General features: G+C 37.5%; 12 protein-coding genes. All 12 read right to left on the bottom strand.

From position 1 onward, the window contains the following. Nucleotides 1-10: 10 nt before the first annotated feature. Nucleotides 11-1,642 carry an ABC transporter substrate-binding protein gene (locus OW492_RS06860; protein ID WP_290039191.1) on the bottom strand — a complete coding sequence of 544 codons (1,632 nt, stop codon included), beginning with the start codon at nucleotides 1,640-1,642 and terminating at the stop codon, nucleotides 11-13. A 776-nt stretch (nucleotides 1,643-2,418) separates the two neighbouring features. After that, on the bottom strand, nucleotides 2,419-3,174 hold the full coding sequence (locus tag OW492_RS06855; protein WP_290039190.1) for a Nif3-like dinuclear metal center hexameric protein: 756 nt from the start codon (nucleotides 3,172-3,174) through the stop codon (nucleotides 2,419-2,421). Nucleotides 3,175-3,232: 58 nt separating this feature from the next. After that, nucleotides 3,233-4,990 carry a NosD domain-containing protein gene (locus OW492_RS06850; RefSeq protein WP_290039189.1) on the bottom strand — a complete coding sequence of 586 codons (1,758 nt, stop codon included), beginning with the start codon at nucleotides 4,988-4,990 and terminating at the stop codon, nucleotides 3,233-3,235. Between the two features lie 4 nt (nucleotides 4,991-4,994). Next, a complete protein-coding gene (locus tag OW492_RS06845; protein ID WP_290039188.1) occupies nucleotides 4,995-6,983 on the bottom strand; it encodes a DUF3488 and transglutaminase-like domain-containing protein in 1,989 nt (662 codons plus the stop codon). Between the two features lies 1 nt (nucleotide 6,984). Then, nucleotides 6,985-7,977 (bottom strand): DUF58 domain-containing protein, encoded by a 993-nt coding sequence (locus OW492_RS06840; protein ID WP_290039187.1) that lies wholly within the window; start codon nucleotides 7,975-7,977, stop codon nucleotides 6,985-6,987. Then, nucleotides 7,978-8,295, bottom strand: coding sequence for a hypothetical protein (locus OW492_RS06835; protein WP_290039186.1), 318 nt, complete (start codon nucleotides 8,293-8,295; stop codon nucleotides 7,978-7,980). Beyond that, the gene (locus tag OW492_RS06830; RefSeq protein WP_290039185.1) at nucleotides 8,246-8,890 is read right to left on the bottom strand and encodes an AAA family ATPase; all 645 of its coding nucleotides are present in this window, start codon (nucleotides 8,888-8,890) and stop codon (nucleotides 8,246-8,248) included. The genes OW492_RS06835 and OW492_RS06830 overlap by 50 nt, the downstream gene beginning before the upstream one ends. 266 nt (nucleotides 8,891-9,156) lie before the next feature. After that, nucleotides 9,157-10,446, bottom strand: coding sequence for a phosphate regulon sensor histidine kinase PhoR (gene phoR / locus OW492_RS06825; RefSeq protein WP_290039184.1), 1,290 nt, complete (start codon nucleotides 10,444-10,446; stop codon nucleotides 9,157-9,159). Between the two features lie 72 nt (nucleotides 10,447-10,518). Beyond that, the gene (gene phoB / locus OW492_RS06820; protein ID WP_290039183.1) at nucleotides 10,519-11,202 is read right to left on the bottom strand and encodes a phosphate regulon transcriptional regulator PhoB; all 684 of its coding nucleotides are present in this window, start codon (nucleotides 11,200-11,202) and stop codon (nucleotides 10,519-10,521) included. A 129-nt stretch (nucleotides 11,203-11,331) separates the two neighbouring features. Continuing rightward, nucleotides 11,332-13,386 (bottom strand): EAL domain-containing protein, encoded by a 2,055-nt coding sequence (locus OW492_RS06815; RefSeq protein ID WP_290039182.1) that lies wholly within the window; start codon nucleotides 13,384-13,386, stop codon nucleotides 11,332-11,334. After that, nucleotides 13,383-13,859: a YfiR family protein gene (locus OW492_RS06810; RefSeq protein ID WP_290039181.1), complete on the bottom strand. Its 477-nt coding sequence runs from the start codon at nucleotides 13,857-13,859 to the stop codon at nucleotides 13,383-13,385. The genes OW492_RS06815 and OW492_RS06810 overlap by 4 nt, the downstream gene beginning before the upstream one ends. A 79-nt stretch (nucleotides 13,860-13,938) precedes the next feature. After that, on the bottom strand, nucleotides 13,939-15,954 hold the full coding sequence (locus OW492_RS06805; RefSeq protein ID WP_290039180.1) for a TonB-dependent receptor: 2,016 nt from the start codon (nucleotides 15,952-15,954) through the stop codon (nucleotides 13,939-13,941). Between the last annotated feature and the right edge of the window lie 140 nt (nucleotides 15,955-16,094).

Here is a 16,094-nt window from a genome sequence, read left to right as displayed (position 1 = left end):
ACCTCAGCGATTAATCTGCGATGATATACATATTTTTAGAATAGTTTTTATCTTCGGCATTATGATGGGCATAACCGCCGACATGCGGGTTGAGTAGACGAGCTTTAACATATTGGTAGATTGGAATAATCGGCATATCTTTAGCAAGTAATGCTTCTTGTGCATAATATAGCTTCTGGCGCTCTTCCTCTGAAGTACTGAGAATCGCTTGTTCCGTTAGCTTATCGTACTCTGCACTTTTATAATGTACACCACCAGTGGTGTTGTTACCTTCCATTAACGAAGTGAAAGTAGAAGCTTCATTGTAGTCACCACACCATGAAGCACGTGCAGCTTGGAAGTTACCTTGGTTTTTAGTTTCTAGGTAAGTTTTCCACTCTTGATTTTCTAAAGTCACTTCAACACCTAGGGTTTTCTTCCACATTGAGCCGATTGCAACGGCTAACTTTTTGTGGTTTTCACTGGTATTGTAAAGTAGCGAAAACTTAAGTGGATTAGCTGCGTTATAACCGGCTTCTTCTAATAATTTCTTAGCTTCTGCATTACGCTCTTTTTGAGTTAGTTTTGCATAAGGGGGTAATACCGGATCAAAATGCGCCACAATTTCAGGCGTTAATCCATAAGCAGGCTTTTCGCCTTTACCTAGTAAAAACTTAGCGATTACATCACGATCAATGGCATAAGAAACTGCTTTACGGACACGTAGATCATCAAAAGGCGCTTTATGCGTGTTTAAACTGTAATAATAAGTACACAGGTCGCCTTTGATCGCGAGTGACTCTGCATGCTCTTTCTTCAAACGTTTAAAATGCTCATTTGGCACGTCGTAAGTCATATCTATTTCACCGGCAAGAAAACGATTCATTTCAGCGACATAGTTTTCTAATGGCAGATAAGTCACTTTAGTCAAAACCGTTTTATCATTATCCCAATAGTTTTTATTCGGTGTCATTTCAATGCGCTCATTCACCACCCATTTACTCATCACAAAAGCGCCATTACCTACAAAGTTTTCAGGCTTAGTCCACTGCTCACCATACTTTTCAACCGTCGCTTTATGTACTGGCATCATGGTGGTATGTCCCATCATCATGACAAAATAAGGAACAGGTGTCGCGAGCTTAACTTCGAAGGTGTAGTCATCTATTGCTTTAACACCTAATGTGCTTTTATCTTTTTTACCGGCAATGATATCTGCAGCGTTTAACATGGTGGTCATATCCAAGTACCATGAGTAAGGAGACGCTGTTGCGGGATCGACTGCACGTTGAAAGCTGTATACAAAATCATGCGCTGTGACGGGATCACCATTAGACCATTTAGCATTTTTACGGAGATGGAAAATAAAGGTTTTATTGTCCGTAGTTTCCCAACTTTCGGCTACGCCAGGGATAGTATTTCCCTCAGCATCCTGTGTCACCAATCCTTCTAACAAATCTAAAATAACATTAGATTCAGGTACACCTTGTGTTTTATGTGGGTCAATTGACGCCACCTCTGAACCATTTCCTTTTACTAGTTCTTGTTTCTCAGCGAGCTTAGTACCAGCCGGTACGTCAGCAGCAATCGCTGTAAATGAAGAAGCTGCAAAAGAAAGGCTTAAACCGGCGAGTAACGCTTTTGTTATATTATTTTTATTCACGCTTAATTCCTTTAATTGTATTCGGTTTGTGCATTTTGAAGATATATTTCAGTTTACATTTAATTAACTCCAGTAAGGTAAGCAAGATAAGAGCCAAAGAGAAAACACATATAAATCATAAAGATAAAAACAAAACACATAATAGAAAAGATAAGTTGCACCAAAATAGGGAGGCATATTAATTTATAGTAATGAGAATCGCCTGTATTTCAACCAATAGATGGATAAGCCATATTCAGTTGATGACACTGCTTATAAATTAACTGCTATACGATAATGGTTAATATCATTCCATGATGTAAAAAATGTTAAGGGATTGTATTATCCTGATATTTACAATCACCCAGTTCGATTAGCATAGAGATAAATTCCCTACAATAAGGTTGAATAGCACCTTACTGAATAAAACCAATCACACTAATTAACTGATCTATTTTGCTTGTTAAAATGGCTTATTTCTTCGTTGTACATTTCATAAAGGAAATAGCCATTGAAGAATGAACTAAGACATTTTCCCACGCAAAATTTAGATCACTTATTTAATATAATTGGTGTAAGAACTTACACTGGGCAAACTAGCATTTATAATAATAAGTTATTATAGGAATCATAATATTTTGTTATGTTTATCTCACTTCAGCTATAAAACAAGAATAAAACACCTATAAAAAGGTTAACTATCTCTATGAATTATAAGGGGGGATAAAAGAAAACATGAGTGAATAATGCATAATTAAAAATGCATTATCCATTATAAAATAAAAGTATTTTGAATCTTAGACAGGATTATCAATATCAATAAATGTGACTTCAAACCCCATTTCATTGGCTAACCACTCACCTAATGCTTTAGCACCATAACGTTCTGTTGCATGATGGCCTGCAGCAAAATAATGAATCCCCATCTCTTTAGCGATATGTACTGTGCGTTCCGATATTTCACCGCTAATAAAGGCATCAATCCCTTGTTCAGCAGCAATCGTAATATAATCTTGTCCACCACCCGTACACCAAGCAATAGTTTTAATCTCAGGTTTGCCACCGTCGATCCATAAAGGTTCACGATCGAGTTGCTGAGTAATGGTCTCTGATAAAGCCTGTGGCGTAATCGCTTGTTCAAACTTACCCACTCGACCAACACTACGTTTGTCCCATGGCTCTAATGGGCGTCTATCTGTGATACCTAATAATTTAGCTAATTGTTTATTATTGCCCAGTTCAGGATGCACATCCAAAGGGAGATGGTAAGCATACAGATTAATATCATTTTTGATTAATGCCTTGATACGATTATATTTCATCCCAACAATCTGTTGCGCTTCACCTTTCCAAAAATATCCATGATGAACTAAAATGGCATCGGCGTTTAATTCGATGGCAGCATCAATTAAAGCTTGATTGGCCGTTACTCCGGTTACTATTTTTTTTACTTGCTCTTTTCCTTCAATTTGCAAACCATTAGGGCAATAATCTTTAAATTGATGGATTTCTAAAAATTGATCTAGCTTGTTAGCAAGTTTACGATTGTTCATAGGCTTCACTTTTAAATTAGAGGACTGTTGTTATAACCTATCATGATAAAGGTAAAGATTACTTTTGAACATATTCAAAGGCACCAATATCAGGATTTTCTCCGTGATAAACTAATGAAACCTGATCGCCTTTTTGCCATGTGACTGCTTTATCGAGATGAATTAGACGCTGTTCAGGGGTAATGTTAACAATCGTCGCATATTGTAATCTACCCGTGGATCTTGATCGAACTACGATCTTATCACCGTGTACGCCTGCGATCCCCTGTCCGTCAAAAAAGAACTGACTATCACTAACTTCGATGACTTTACCCGCCCCACTGGCACTACGGATTGCGGTTAATAAGACACCTGCATCGATCATCGGACTGTGCGTGGAGAGGTGATAATTAGATTCAACCGGATCTACAAATAGAGGGTCAATCGCTAAAGTACCTTTAAACTGTACAGGGATAAAACTACCTTCAAAATCATACACACTCATTTGTTTGTTGCTACCCCATAACCCAATCACTTTATTACTTTGCTCACTACCGATATTATTATTTAAAAACCATTGGTCTCCTTCACCAGCAATAAATAAAACCTGCTTCGCACTGATGTCTTTGCATTGATTTGCACTTAACCCTTGGTTGTTCCAGAGAATATTATTAACAAATTGGTTATCTTCAAAGCGTTTTTGCCAACGACCCACGGCGATACCAACACACCAATTATCATGGAAGGTGTTGTTATAAATACGATTACCATAATTATAGGCAGCTTCTGTTTGATAACTCGCTAAACTAAGACCAACGTTGGTGTGGTAAAAAACATTAAAGCGAATAATTCCATTTTGCCCCGCGTATTGAATACCGTTACCGCCGCTGGCTGAATAGTAGCGTACGGCGTCTTTGAAAATATTGTGCTCAATAACATTATATTGACTTGTATCTAAAACAGGCTGAACTTGTTTAAAGCGGCCATTGCCATGCCAATTCATGGTTGCTGATTCACAATCAAATACAGAGCCAATTTTCTGTTTTTTATTGCTAAATATATTACCTCTAATGACATTAAAACTGCCACATTTTATATTCCATAGATCATGGCCAGCTAATGACATCTCGTTACCTTCTACTAAATTGTAGTTGGAGTGCACTAAGGCTAATAGGTCCGTGCCCTTCTGAAAGTGGTTATTAAGAATGCTATTGTGATGGCTAAAAGCAATGTATAAACCGCCACGTTTACTTGCCCCTTTACCGTTATTATAAAGACTAGAACCACTGAAGTGGTTATCAGAAAAAATATTGTGATGGGCATTAATAAAGCGCCCAAATCCAATGCTCTTTTCTACTGTTAATCCATTAACTAAATTATAAGACACTTCATCTAACCATATAGCACCGTATTGTTCGCCTTGATCTTGAGAGTTAACACCAGTGATAATGACAGGTTCATGTTGAAATGCGCTAAAACCAATATAAGCCAAGGCAGTCCCGTTTTGGACCAAGTGTAAAACTTGCTGATAACGACCAGCACGAATCAAGAATAGATCTCCCGGCTTAGCCATTGCCGTCGCTTCAGTAAGACTCGGTACAGCTAAGGGCAAACTTTTATCAGTGGCACATTGACGACGATTCAGATCATAATGTTGGCAAGCCTGCTGAAGCTGTTGATCGACAAATATATTACGTGTGAATGCGGGTACAGCGAAACGTTCAATTACTTTGTTCAAAGATGTTGAAATTAATGAATTAGCATTCACAGGAGAACTCATCAACGCCATATACAAAAATAGATGACCTAAGAGCAAAAAATGAAATTTATTGAGCATATCATCACTCCTTGGGAAACCGTTTTAACGCTGTCATTAACTGTTGCTGATTATCTTCCTTAGGGTCATACAAAGCAGCTTGAGATAAAGCCCCAAGGCGTTGACAAGCCTCTAATAATTGCGGCTGTTTCGTCCCTAACCGTAAACAAAACTGTGCTAAGGTTTCATGATCTGCACGTTGTAATTTCCATTGCTGGCAGGTTTTATCAAATTGAGACAAGCTTTTTTGTAACGGGCTACGAGCTTGCCATTTGGGGCGAATAACCAAAGCAATATAACAGCCCATTAACGATGAAATAATGGCTAAAAATATTAAACCAACCCGCCAAGGCTCTTTGCCACCAAATAATTGTTTAAGTAATTGGTTTTGTTGTTGCGCATCGTAACTAAGTACCCAACGACTCCATAAGTAGTTTGCAGCATCAAAACGATAACGTAAATGAGTTAACCATTGTGGCGCGCTAAATTGCCCTGCTGCTATACGACTTCTATCTGCTGCTTGTAATGCATTATCAATTCCTTGCTCCACACGTTGTGGGGCAACGGCACTCGTTGGGTCGACACGTTGCCAACCAATCCCAGTTAACCACACTTCTGTCCATGCATGTGCATCGGCTTGTCGGATACTCCAATAATTCTCAGAAGCATCATAACGACCTCCTTGGTAACCCACCACAACTCTTGCTGGAATATCAGCTGCACGCATTAGCACCGTAAAGCTACTAGCGAAGTGCTCACAAAACCCCTGCTTTGAAGAAAATAAAAAGTCATCAACGCTATTCTCCCCCAGTAACGGTGGACTTAACGTATAGTAGAAATCTTGATGATAAAAAGCTAAAGCTTTGGCAATAATTGCATCAGGTGAGCCTAAGGTATTACGCCACGTTTTTGCCAGAGCCACCGCTTTAGGGTTAAACCCTTCTGGCAAAGTAGTTAATTGCTCGCGTTGTTGTGAAGATAATTCATGAATTAAAGTATCTCGAGGGTTCACACTCGCCACTTGGTATTGTAAACGAGTGTTTAACGGCTCTCGTGCAACCAATAAACCATTGCTGGTTATTCGAGAACGGACTGCACCGGTATTCGCTTTGATAGGGTTTGCTAAACTAAACAACCAAGGGTAACGATGCGCTTCCATCAGTACTTCATAATTAACCGTTTCTACATCACCTTGTTTAGCAATAGGGGCTATATCTGTAAAGTGAGGGTGTCTTGGTCGTGTCCAAGTTCGCCCATCGAAGTTTTCAAGTATTAACCCTCGCCAATACAATTCACTTTGTCTTGGCGTTGAATCATCAAGGAAAGTTACTCTAAAAGCAGTGCCAGTAGATTGCACTAAACTACCAATATCACCTGGTGATAAAGTTTCACTAAAACCTGTTTGTGCTTGTTGATTTAATAAAGGCGTATGCCATAAAGGGCCAAGCCGAGGCATCACTACAAACATTACCAACATTAACGGTATCGCTTGTAACAATAAAATACTACCGCTTGTTAATTTATGCTTTACAGCTAATTCACGCGTGGCATAAATAGTTTTCCAAGCGGTGATCAATACCATGCAAGAAACAGCCGCATATAAAGTAGCCCAGATAGACTGAATAAAAAGAAACTGTGCCGCTACTGCAATAAAACCAATAAAAATGATTAATAAGCCGTCTTTTCTACTGCGTAGCTCTAATAACTTAATAATAAAAGTAAAGACCAAAAAGCCGACCATAGCCTCCACACCAAAAGCACCTTGATAAGTTAGAAGCAACCCAGCAATTGCTGCAATACTAATAGCCAATTTACTTATACTGCCAGGAAACTGACGTTGCCCTGCATAAATTTTCCATCTCCAATATAAGGATCCGCCCCATATCACCCATAACCACATTGGGAGTTGCATTAATAAAGGTAAAATAACCACACCTTGCGCAACTAATAACCATAGCAAGTTATCATGTCGGATCAATTTCTGTTGTTGGAAAATATCCTGTGGATTTTGCATATTACAGAGTACCTCCATCAATATTCAAACGAGCCAATGAAGTTAGTACATTTAAACGGTGCTGTTCACCTATGTTCGGTTTAATCTGTTTATTAGGCAGGGATAAACCATAGGGTTGTTGAATACTTTCAAAATGTAGAGCCCAATAGCAAAGAGCACTTAACCTTTGTTCTCCCTGATACAGACTAAATTCATCCCAATTGAGCCAACAATCACGCTGTAATTGCGCAGTATATTGCTTAGAATATAAACCTTGTTCGCGCGCATAATGTTTCCAAGCAATATGTTTTATAGGATCACCTGCCCGATAAACTCTCAAACCATCAAAATCATCAGTCCCCTGCCCTCCACTTCCTTGCTCACCAGTTTCACCGCGACTTAATTGTGTCGGAAAAGGCCCTTTGATTGGTTGAGGAAAAACAACAGCTGAGGTTTGTAAATTTACCCATGTCCAACAACGGATCACCCCTAAAGGAAAGGCACTTTCTATAAGCAACTTTCCAGGTCGTAATATGCCTCGCTTATTGGCGAGTAAAGGTATTTGTACCGACAGTATTTGACCACCTTGCAGATCAAAACAAGCAGGCTCTCCTTGCCTCCAGCGAACCATTAGGTTTTCATAGTTTCTATGACGGTGGCCACTGAGCTGTAAACTAAAATGAGCTATGTCATTAACAAATACAGGCTTAACCCCAAGTATTTTAATGGTTAATCCAGCTAAGTTGGCATAGGTATGGAAGATCGCCACTATCATTAAACTTAATAATAAATAACTTAACGCCAGCACCAAGTTATTTTGATAACTAGTGCCAAGTAACCAAAGAATAAAACTTAATGCAAATAGACATAATCCAGTTAGGCTTGGAAATATATATAAATTTTTTCTGTTAAGAAGCACTTCTTTTGCCATCGGGTTACGTTTATCTACCCATTTAAAAAAGCGCTTTTGTAAAGCGGATATTGGGGCGGGAAAATCTTCTTTTTGTTTACTCATTTAAACGATTACCGCTACCGATGTTAATAAGTAATCAATAAGATCATGTTCATGCTCAACGTCACCACCTCGAACTCTATGTCCTAATACAGCAGCAGCAACTTCTTGTATATCTTCTGGAATGACATAATCACGTCCTGCTAATAAGGCCCATGCCTTTGCAGCACTTAACCATGCAAGTGCCCCTCGTGGAGATAAACCATAGGTAAAGTGTCCATCTTCACGAGTAAAGGTAACTAATTTTTGTAAATAGTCGAGTAACGCATCGCTACAACGTACCCCCGCTGACCTCTTGTTGTAATTTATGTAACTGTTCATGGGTTATAACAGGCTGCATATCAGTAATGCGTTGGCGAGGGTCAATACCTTGCAACAATAAACGCTCTGATTGATGATCAGGATAACCTAAGCTGAGGCGCATCAAAAAGCGATCTAATTGCGATTCAGGCAACATAAAAGTACCAGATTGAGAGCTAGGGTTTTGTGTAGCAATCACAAAAAACGGTGAAGGTAATAAACGCGTTTCACCTTCAATACTTACTTGACCTTCCTCCATTGCTTCTAATAAAGCACTTTGCGTTTTGGGGGTGCTGCGATTTATCTCATCTGCTAATAGTAACTGTGTGAAGATAGGGCCAGGGTGAAATGTAAATTGTGATTGATGCTTATCAAACACCGCTGCACCTAAAATATCAGCGGGTAATAGGTCACTGGTAAATTGTACGCGTTGATAATCTAAGCCTAGTACTTTACCTAAACAATGAGCGAGTGTGGTTTTCCCCATTCCTGGCAAATCTTCTAGTAAGAGGTGGCCTCGACCAATCAAGCAGGCAACGGCTAATTTTACCTGTTTTTCTTTTCCCAATAAAACGTGACTAACAGCTGTGACGATATTATTCAGCAATGGTTGCATTGATTATCCCTATCATGATGATACCGATCTACGCATTTAATGAACGGTATTAAAGTTATATTAAACGTAAATAATGCTAATCATAATAGAGTAGTTGTTATCGTTAATGAAGTGATTTAAATAATTGAAAATTAATAAGAGATCTATTTATGAGGATATTTATTAATGCTTAATGTATGTCAGAGTTAGTTGAATAATGATTATTTACCATACAAAAAATAGTAGATAAGCCTATTCAACTAATTGTGATCAATCCTTACTCTAGTCTAATGAACGTAACTATTAGGGATGATGAATGAAAACTGACTGCCCTCACCCACATTACTTTCAATTTGCAGTTGTGTGTCATAATGCGATAAAGCATGCTTAACAATCGATAAGCCTAAACCCGAACCACCTGTGTCTCGTGAACGAGATGCATCAACACGATAAAAACGCTCAGTTAAATGTAGTATGTGTTCAGGGGCAATGCCATCACCCGTATCCATTACACAGAAATAAGCACCCTCGGGTAACTTCTTCCATAATACCTTAATACTACCGCCTTCCGGTGTATAGTTAATGGCGTTATAAACTAGATTCGACATGGCGCTACGTAATTGCATTTCATCCCCCACCACAGACAATTTAGGATCAACCTTAAATTGAACTGATTGGGATTTTTTACGTCCTAAAGTCACAGCTTCATTCTCTATTTGAGTTAATAAAGCTGGGATATTAATACTCTCATAAAAATCTAAGGTTGCTGCCCCTTCAATTTTCGATAATGTCATCAATTGCTCAACCAATGAACACATTCTTGCCGTTTGTTGATCTAATACGTTGATAGTCTTTAACTGCATTTTATTATCTTGAGCACTCATCTCTAAAATCTCAATATAACCCTGTAATACAGTTAATGGCGTGCGTAACTCATGGGAAACATTAGCAACAAAATTACGCCTAGTTTCATCCATTTGACGATAACTTGTAACGTCACGCACAATCAACAAGCGCTGATTTTTTGCATAAGGCATGACCCTAAACTCAAGAATTTTATCGATATTAATAGGCGAAATGAGATCCAACGGTTCGTTATAAGCTTCGCTGCGAAGGTATTCAACAAAATCCGGATGTCGAATTAAGTTGGTAATATTATCCCCAGCATCATCGGGCCATTTAAAGCCTAACTGATACTGTGCAAGTCGATTACACCAAACAATTTCACCATCACTTTTAAATACCACAACAGCATCTGGTAATGCTTCAGAGCCTTCACGAAAACGACTAATAACATTCGCTAAACGGTTACGTCGTTTACGGTTTCTTTGTTGCATATTATGAATACCAATATAAGCATGCTCCCAAACGGACTTACCTTGTGGTAACACTGTACTTCTACTGACCCATAACCAGTCATTTAATTTTTTTAAGAAATAATAATGCCAGCCAATATGCACTATTGTAGAGACTAATAATAATTCAACTAACACACCGGTTAATAAACCTAGAATAATAACAGGCACATAAATTAAGAAAATTGCCCAGGATAATTGTTTCCATGTATATACTTTCAAATGCACTACTCTACATTGGGACGATTGTTATTCGTCATTTATTCCTATCATGAACCACTGCAAATAAGCAGGTTATGAGCGAGTTGAAAAACGATAGCCCGCACCACGCACAGTTTGCACTAAATGGTCATGATCAACTAGTGCTTTTCGCAAGCGACGAATATGCACATCAACAGTGCGATCTTCGACATAAACATTCGTCCCCCATACGTTATTTAATAACTGCTCTCGGCTATAAACTCGCTCTGGATGGGTCATAAAGAAGTGTAGTAATTTAAATTCAGTTGGGCCCATTTCTAGCGCTGAATTATTTAATGTAGCACGGTGAGAAACGGGGTCTAACTTTAGTTTTCCCACTTTCAATGTGTCATCTAATGATGTTGGGTTAACGCGGCGCATAACGGTTTTAAGACGTGCCATTAATTCTTTTGGTGAAAAAGGCTTAGTCACATAATCATCGGCACCATTTTCTAAACCGCGTACTTTATCTTCCTCTTCACCACGAGCAGTTAACATTACTACTGGGATTTGACGTAAAATTTCATCTTGTTTTAGAAATTTTAATAATTGAATACCGCTACCACCAGGAAACATCCAATCTAATAGAATAAGGTCTGGGTAAGGTTCATGTAAATGAGTCAATGCAGCTTGGTAGTTATCAGCTTCTAACGTTTCATAGCCATGTTGCTCTAAAACAAAACTTAACATATCTCTAATTGCTACTTCATCTTCAACTACTAAAATTCGACTCGCCATTCAATTCACCTACTCATTATGTATATTAAATAAGGGTATTATTACCACTGACTATTACATTTATATTACAACTGTATGCTAACTGTCATAAAAGTGTTGTTTCTGTAGTTAAAGCAGATAATTACAATGTTATATCAAACTTAAATCTATAGGTGAACTATGGATAAAATACTGTCTTTTAAAGGTTTCAATGGGTAGTGGTTTGGCAAATAGATAACCCTGTCCAAACTCGCAACCCGCATTGGTTAAAATTTGCTTTTGGGCTGCATTCTCTATTCCTTCAGCAACCACTTGAATATCTAAATGGTGTGCCATCATAATAATCACTTGGCAAAGTTCACGACTATTTTTTTCATTTTCTAATTCATCAACAAATGATTTATCTATTTTTAATACATCGACATCCATTTTCTGTAAATAAGATAATGAAGAGTAACCGACACCAAAATCATCAATCGCAATCGCAATACCACGTTTTTTTAACTTAGTAAGCTGAGCTCGGACTGAGTCTTCGCTTTCCATTAATAAGTTCTCAGTAATTTCTATGATAATCGCATCACGTGGTAAACCTAATGTTTCTGTGTATTTAAACCAATCCAAAATCCACTGACCATCGCCTTTAAACTGTACTGGAGAAACATTAATACTAATTTGAAAATCGTCTGCAGCCCCTAACTTTTTAAACTGAGCGAGATCACGAGCAGCCGTACGAGCAACCCATTCACCCATCTCTAATATTAACCCCACCTCTTCAGCTATCGCAATAAACTCATTAGGTGGAATCAAGCCTCGCTCAGGGTGATTCCAGCGAATCAAGGCCTCCGCTTTGCACATTTTATTAGTTAAAAGGTTAACAATAGGTTGGTAATATAACTCAAAATGTTCATTGGCTAAGCTATGACGAAGATCCTCAACTAGTTGATGTTTTTGAATAACAGCATTAAGCATATTTTGCTCAAAAAAATGATGGCTATTACGTCCAGCTTCTTTAGATTTGTACATAGCAAGATCAGCATATTTGATTAAGTTCTCGACACTTTGACCGTCTACAGGAAATAGCGCAATACCAATACTTGTGGTTACAAATACATGCTTACCTTCAATCAAAAATCCTTTTGCAAGTTCCTGGTTAATGGTATTTGCTAAAGAGCTTAAACCTGCTTCACTTACATTTCCTTCTACTAGAATCAGGAATTCATCCCCACCTAAACGGGCTAATGTGGATCCATTATCAAGAATCTGTGTAATACAACGACTAACTTCAATGAGCAGTAAATCACCATAATCGTGCCCCATAGTGTCATTAATCTCTTTGAAGCCATCTAAATCTAAACCTAATAATGCAAATTCATGCTGTTCGGAACAGCTCACTAAGTTGGCTAATTTATCTAAAATATAACGTCGATTCGGTAAACCGGATAAGGGGTCACTAAAAGCCTGAGTGGTTAACTTATTATTAGCAACTTCTAATGCACTTGTCCTTTGCTGTACTGTTTCTTCCAATGAGTTATCACGCTGTTTTATAGTTTCTAGCATAGAGTTAAAGCAGTTAGCGAGATTACCCACTTCATCACTGGATAACACTTTAGATCGTAAATTATAGTTATTAGTGTTAGTGACACGCTCTGCAACACTGGCTAAATGAGTTAATGGATAAATAAGAATTTTTCTTAAGAAAAGAGAAAGTAAAAAACTGAGCAGTAAAATTAAGGCTAAAATTGCCAGTAAAAAGAAACTGAAAAACAGTAAGCTACGTTCGATCACTGAATAATCAGCACTAATTGTCAATAAGCCGTACTCAACACCTTTCATCATTAAAGGAGTCGAACTTACCATCAATTTGTTAAAAATCGTTATCTGATTATTTTTTTCTGTAGACACACCTACAAATTGCTCGCCATCTTTATCAATTATTGCGGCACTGACAATATTACTTTGCCCTAATAATGACTCTAATTGTTCAGCAGCACTTGTTTCATCTTGGAATATAAGGGTAGCGGTAAGATTAGGGGCAAGTATTTTGGCAATGGAATTTAACTTTGACTCTTCTGCTTTAGTGACTGAATTTAACTCATAAACAGTAAACATTGCAGCAATAGTCATACTACTAAATAATGCGACCATCATTAAAATCATTAATAATTTAGCATTCAAAGATCCTGTCAAAGTGCGAGGAAAAATCATTGTTCTCCTCCTTGATAAATCCTACCTAAACGCAGCACTTTAGAACTCATTTTTATACCGGATTTCCTTAATCGACTTGGTGATACTTCAAACCTGACTTTGCCACTAATTATAAAAAAATTAATATGACCTCCAGAAGATAAAAATCCATCAAATTCTCCTACTAGCATTAAGGAAGATATCACTTCATTTTTCGATATAGCATGCCAAACATCAGCATCTGCTTTTGATATGAATAGAGTATTACAGTTAGTCAGACTTGGATTATCATTTGTTAACAGGACTAACTCAACAGGCCGATTTTCTATAGAAAGCGCCTTCAATGTTTTAGCTGCAGAAACAATAAAGTCAGGATTAAAGCTACAAATGTTGTAACTGTTTTGTTGACTGGCGTTAAACCAGCTTCCTTGCGAATAGCGCGCAAAATTGTATATAAAACCAGATTTTATAGCATCTTCTCTTGAGTTCGCCATAGTATTTCCTGATATAAGGAAAAGTAATAGCGATATCAATATAAGACTAGTCTTACGTAAAATAAACATGGGTATATACCTAGAATTTTGCCGTTATTTGAGCTAAATAACTAGGCTCAATAAAAGTGACAACCGTATAAGCTTCACTACTATTACCATATTCAATATGTTTCCCATATAACAAGTTGTTACCCGTTAATGAAAAAGTAACGGTATCATTAATTTGCCATCGCCAGCTAGCATCTAATACTGCGTAATCTTTTGTATCATAGGCCTCGCCATCTTCAATCCTATAAGTTAAAGACAAATGATGGTTATCGGTTAAAGTAATATTGGCTTTTGCAATAAGTTGACGCATATAAGCATCATGACCGATCGCTTCTGTTGTACCTGCTGGCAGATCATATTGATAAGAAGTTAAACTATAGCCAATTTCAGTATTAAGTTTACGGTTAGGACTCCAATTTAACGTTGCTTCTCCACCATAGGTTGTTAGCTCACCATCGGAGACAAAATTATAGGTAATGTAAGTAAAGGTATCGTTAACGTCTGGGTCAATCACCAACACATTACGTGCTTTCGTATGGAATAGAGATATATCAACTCCCCAGTTATCTTCACTGTATCGATACCCCAATTCTTTAGAGAATGACTTTTCTGCATCAATATCATTATTACCTATTATGTCACTTCTAATACCTAAAGATGAATTAACACGAGCAATATTATTGTATTCAAGAAATGAAGGTACACGTACTCCCTGAGAAACAGCTCCCCAAATAGTATGACGAGATTCAGGAGTCCATAAAAAACGAACCATAGGTTGATGCTCCCACCCGGTGAAACTATTTTTTTCTGAACGGTTACCAATAATCAGTTTAAATTTGTCAGGAACCAGATTAAATTGAAATTGGATGAATCCACCAAAGTGATCATAATGATTGAGATTACTGAGATTGCTAAAAAAATCGTTCTCCTCAATAAACACATCGCTGTAACGATAGTTTACCCCCCAATCAAACTGAGTATGTTTGATTAACGTATTCATTTGGTAATCAATGTCTGTGGTTAAAAATTTATCTCTATAATAAGCTTGTTCGCCGCGTTGAGAGCTAAAGGAAACCTGTAGCATTTGATTTGAAACAGGGGATATACGGTGATCTAACCGTGTCATTAATTGTAAATAATCGAGGGTATATTGGTCATAAACATAACTTGATAGATTCGTATTAACATCAGCTAACCTTAAGTTTTGCCCCATATCAATATTGTTATACCAAACTTGCGCTAATAAACTTAAATCATCATTAATATTAAAATCAACTCGCCCATTTAGATTTTGTTTTTTGCCATCATCATGTGCAGACAAGTCCTTTTCGCTTTTACTCGACTCATCAGTTTGCTCAACACCACCAGAAATTCTAAAGGAACTGTAATTGACTAAATCGCCACCGACTCTAAAATCGACCTTATAATCTTGCTTTGTGCCAGTAGCCAATTGCACTATATTATCGCGCGTATCCGCGGTATGTTTAGTAATGATATTAACCACACCATTGGTCGCATTGCTTCCCCATAGTAGTCCTCCCTGACCACGTATAACCTCTATACGTTCTATATCATACAGAGGAACATTAATAGCTTCCCAATACACACCTGCAAAACCAGGGTTATAAATGCTTTGACCATCAATCATCACCAATAATTTACTAGAATGTCTTCCCGCAGTACTTCTAGTGGTAATAGCCCATTGGTTATTATCTAATTTTCGCACTTGCATACCGGGTACTAAAGTCAATGCTTGAGCAACGGAAGTAACACCTGATTGGATTATTTCTCGATTAGTAAGTACATAAATAGAAGCGGCAGTGTCAGATTTATTTTGTAAACGCTTCATGGCAGACGTCACTTGAATATCCGCTGCCATTAGACTATCAAAATCTAAACTCGGTAAATCATCGGCTTCATTATATTCCTCTGACTTCCCGTAAGCGGGATGAGTAATGAATGCAGTACTAGATAGTGCGAATAAAACAGTATAAAAATATTGATAACGTTTCACACTCGACATGATAGTTGCTTTAGTAATTTCCATATAAAAAATCCGTATCTTGATAAAATAACAACTCTGATAATAACTAAATAAAATCATGCAGTTAAGATAGCACTATTTTATTTAAGTTTATAATGCATTTAATTGTTCTATGACATATTAATAACCACTTACTTTCTAAA

This window comes from Psychromonas sp. 14N.309.X.WAT.B.A12 (assembly GCF_030397575.1).
Taxonomy (GTDB): Bacteria; Pseudomonadota; Gammaproteobacteria; order Enterobacterales; family Psychromonadaceae; genus Psychromonas.
The sequence above is the reverse complement of the archived record's forward strand: the minus strand, read 5'-3'. Positions and strand labels throughout refer to the sequence as shown.

Excerpts from the sequence above, each read along its gene's own strand:
- OW492_RS06855 (WP_290039190.1), bottom strand. The coding sequence starts at position 3,174 with ATGAACAATCGTAAACTTGCTAACAAGCTAGATCAATTTTTAGAAATC.
- OW492_RS06850 (WP_290039189.1), bottom strand. The coding sequence starts at position 4,990 with ATGCTCAATAAATTTCATTTTTTGCTCTTAGGTCATCTATTTTTGTAT.
- OW492_RS06845 (WP_290039188.1), bottom strand. The coding sequence starts at position 6,983 with ATGCAAAATCCACAGGATATTTTCCAACAACAGAAATTGATCCGACAT.
- OW492_RS06840 (WP_290039187.1), bottom strand. The coding sequence starts at position 7,977 with ATGAGTAAACAAAAAGAAGATTTTCCCGCCCCAATATCCGCTTTACAA.
- OW492_RS06835 (WP_290039186.1), bottom strand. The coding sequence starts at position 8,295 with ATGAACAGTTACATAAATTACAACAAGAGGTCAGCGGGGGTACGTTGT.
- OW492_RS06830 (WP_290039185.1), bottom strand. The coding sequence starts at position 8,890 with ATGCAACCATTGCTGAATAATATCGTCACAGCTGTTAGTCACGTTTTA.
- phoB (WP_290039183.1), bottom strand. The coding sequence starts at position 11,202 with ATGGCGAGTCGAATTTTAGTAGTTGAAGATGAAGTAGCAATTAGAGAT.
- OW492_RS06815 (WP_290039182.1), bottom strand. The coding sequence starts at position 13,386 with ATGATTTTTCCTCGCACTTTGACAGGATCTTTGAATGCTAAATTATTA.
- OW492_RS06810 (WP_290039181.1), bottom strand. The coding sequence starts at position 13,859 with ATGGCGAACTCAAGAGAAGATGCTATAAAATCTGGTTTTATATACAAT.
- OW492_RS06805 (WP_290039180.1), bottom strand. The coding sequence starts at position 15,954 with ATGGAAATTACTAAAGCAACTATCATGTCGAGTGTGAAACGTTATCAA.